The 3482-nt window shown below is 55.5% G+C and carries 2 protein-coding genes; both read right to left on the reverse strand.

Annotated elements, in window-relative coordinates:
* Positions 1–7: 7 nt before the first annotated feature.
* A complete protein-coding gene (locus PKX57_RS11650; RefSeq protein ID WP_472417477.1) occupies positions 8–2722 on the reverse strand; it encodes an extracellular solute-binding protein in 2715 nt (904 codons plus the stop codon).
* A gap of 101 nt (positions 2723–2823) precedes the next feature.
* Positions 2824–3482 (reverse strand): type 2 periplasmic-binding domain-containing protein (locus PKX57_RS11655; RefSeq protein ID WP_472417479.1); only part of this gene is annotated, 659 nt, incomplete at its 5' end.

Below are 3482 nucleotides of genomic sequence, written 5' to 3' on the forward strand. Positions count from 1 at the left end.
TTTCAGCTCACTCACTCCACCAGGCCAGTATTTTTTCGAGATCGGGGATCTCGTACTCTTTGACTTTTTTGCCGTCCACGACGTAGCCGAACTCCTCCATCTTCCTGAGGATCTCCCTGTTGATCCTCTGCACGGCCTCGTCGACGGCCACCCTTATCGGTCTTCCCTCGAGAACGACTCTGTTCCAGATGTTGCTTATCTCGCGCTCCAGGATGTAGGTCGCCGGACTCCTTGGGACTTCCTGGAGCCACTTCCATTGCTCGCGTATCGCTTCCTTGTCTTCGTGGGGAAGCGGCACGTCCTCGAAGGCGAACCTGTTCGAGGGGAGGATCAGATACTCGAGCCCGTACGTGCTGAGAACCTGGAAGACGAAGCGAGATTGGGTCTCCTTTGAGAGCCACCATTTGAGGAACTGCCAGGCCTCTTGCGGGTGAGCGGTGTCGCCGAAGATCGCCACGGCCTGGGCCGAGCCGGTCTGCCACCTCTCTATGTCCCCGTGAGCGACCCCGGGCGAGGGGGCCAGCCCCCAGAGGCCTTTCAGCTCGGGAGCGGCTATCATAAGCTGGACATAGGTCGCAAGATTGCTTATGCCGATCGGGATATCGGCCTTCCTGAAATGCTCGAAGAAACTGGATACCTGAAGCGGCATGCCGTATATGGCGAAGAGGTCGGTCATCTCCCGGATCGCCTCCAATCCTTCCTTCCTGTCTATCGCGGTGCTCAGCCCGTCTTCGCTGTACAGCCTCGCATGGTGCTGGAAAAAGAAGGGAGCCGTGGTCATGAAGGCCTTGGATGAGGCCGTCCCTCCGATCGGAATATAGTAGTTCAGGCCGTTTCTGTGCAGCTCCGGCAGTATGAGCTTTACCTCCTCCCAGGTCGAGGGCACCGGAATGTTGAGCATGCCGAGCACATCTTTTCTGTAAAAGGTGAGATAAAAATCCTGCGTCTCTGGCAGACCGTAAACTTTGCCCTCGTACATGAAGGGAAGGAAGGTGCCGGGCATGAAGTTGCGGGCGAAGATCGTGAAGTCCTCGAAATCCGAGAGGGCCAGAGCCGCGCCCCTTATCCCCATCTCGAAGGGTATCCAGTTGCTTATCCCGAGGGCGATGTCCGGCGACTTGCCGGCCGCGTTGGCCAGGATCAGCTTCTGTTCATCCTTGATGATCGATAGATCAACCACTATCCCCGTTCTGGGGGTGAAATCGTCGTCCACGAGCTGCTGGATTATGTCCGAGTACTGTCTGGCCCTGTTTATCCAAACTTCCAGAACCACCGAACCATCGCTCCCCCCGGCTTTGTACCGGGCCGGCTTGAAGGAATCGACGAACCTCTTGATCCCCTCCCAGAGAGAGGCGAAGATGGAGGCCCTCTTGAAAGAGGGAGCCGTTTCGCCGGCGTAAATATATATGCGGTCGAGCGTGAGCGGCATATTCTGGAAGCCGTTCAGGGCGACTGAGAGTTCCGAGACGATCGATCCGACGCTTCCAACCAGCAAATCGAGCTTTTTCGGTATCTCGTCGGGAGCTTTCATAAGCCTCTCCAGAAGCATTATGGCCGTTCTGAAAGAGGTCAATTCCTGTGAATCTTCGTTGCCGTTTATCCGGGATGCCTCCGAGTATTCCCGTGCTAGCTCCTCTCTCATGGCGGCCAGAGTTTCGTCTATCCCGGGGAAGTAGTCCTCGATCTCCCACTCCACATTTCTGTCGATATTGCCCCCGCCCGTGAGATATCTTATCTGCAGGGCGAAGTCGTTTATTTGAGATATCATAGTTTTCAAAGTCATCAGGACGCTTTCGTAAACGCTCACGTTGACGGTGATTCCAAGCGTGTGTCTGCCAGCGGTCAGGTAGAGCTCCAGGTTCTCTCCGTCGCTTTCGAGAGTTTCTATCTTCCAGACGGTCGAGGAATCGAAGGGATAACTTTCGAGCTCTTTATACGGCACTGCGCCGTCTATAGTTATCTTTCTGAAGACTCTCATCTTCGATTTCGAGTCCTGAATGTATTTGAAGGCTATACAGTAATATCCGTCGGAGGGAACCTCGAATTCATAGAAGACGGCCTGTCCGCCGTTCTTCCACGAGGCTCCGCCAAAGGTGTTTAGAAGCGATCGATAAGTGTCGAAGGGAACGACGTCGAGACTCCTGTTCGCGATCGCGTTGATGGTGGTGTCGCTCTTGTAAGAAGGGTGTTCGGCTTCCACTATCGTGATGAAATCGCCTTTCGGCCGATCCGCACCGGGTTTCGCGTAAGCGGGGATCTCCTCGAGCGACAGAACCTCCACCGAGTGCAGGGTTATCTCTCCGGAGAGGAGTGTCAGCTTCACCGTATTTTCGCCCTTTTCGAGAGAGAAGAGCAGCGGTTGCCTGAAAAGACTCGAGGAGTCTCGCAGCGTATAATCGAGCGGATTCGGGAGAATCGTCTGAGAGGGCAGTACTTCGTCCCCGTACCTGTTCAGCGGAAAGTCCAGCGTCTCGTATTTCCAGTACTGAACGAGCGTCACTCTCTGCGCCTCGAGGAACTGATAAACGCCGTTTATCTCGATGGAGACCTCCGGGGGGAGGATCGAAGAGCCGGTAACCGTGTAGCCGAGCCTGATGGCATAGTGGCCGCCCTCGTTCAGATATATATTCAACTCGAGGCCGTCGTTTCTCCGGAGGTTTTCAGAAAGGGGCGGCGAGGCCCAGACGGTCCCGCCGCCGTAAGAAGGGGTAATATCCGGCAAGAGCGTGGAGTACGGAATCGCGAGATTCGCGCTCAGTGAAACGAGAGCCAGAAAAAGAAATGTCAGCAGCGCTCCGCCCTTGCTTATGGTTCCCTCTCCTTTCAGTCTGTCATTATCGCGATCTTCTCGATGGCTTTCCTGTATTGCTCGTTGGCCAGCTTGTTGAGCTGACCGGCGTAGTCTGCTATGTTCACGTTACCCCTCATGCTGTTCCATATCACGTCGCCTATCGAGGCGTTGTCGTTGTCTCCGACCTTGATTCCGGTAGGCGCCGTCCAGCGGGACTGGATGTAGCCGGGGACTATCTTGACGCCCTCGACGATGCCCTCGGAGATCCTGGCGAAGGCTTCGTCGATTCCCGGGAAGAGCACCTTGACCTTGAAATATTCGTCGAGAACGGCCTGCTCGGTGGTCAGCGGCATAGAGGTCCACTGGTTGGCCGTGTCTATCTCCAGTCTCTTGAGAATACCCTCTTTGGCGAAGGATATGTATTTGGCGAATTCGTAGGCCTGTTCCGGGTATTTGGTCGTCTTGGAGATGATGAAGAAATCTCCTACAACGGTTACCCTGCCTTCGGGAGCGCCGATGAAGCGGCTCGGGAAGGGTAGCGTGGCGAAAGAGGCCGCGTCCCAGGTTCCCGACCATCTGATAGCTATCTTGCCCTGGTTCCAGACATCTCCGTACCAGCCGGCGTTGTACTGCTGCTTCTGCTCATCCGGAAGGCTGTCGAAGACGAACTTGCCGTCGAAGAACTGCTTGG

It is taken from the genome of Mesotoga sp. (genome assembly GCF_035363035.1).
Classification (GTDB): domain Bacteria; phylum Thermotogota; class Thermotogae; order Petrotogales; family Kosmotogaceae; genus Mesotoga.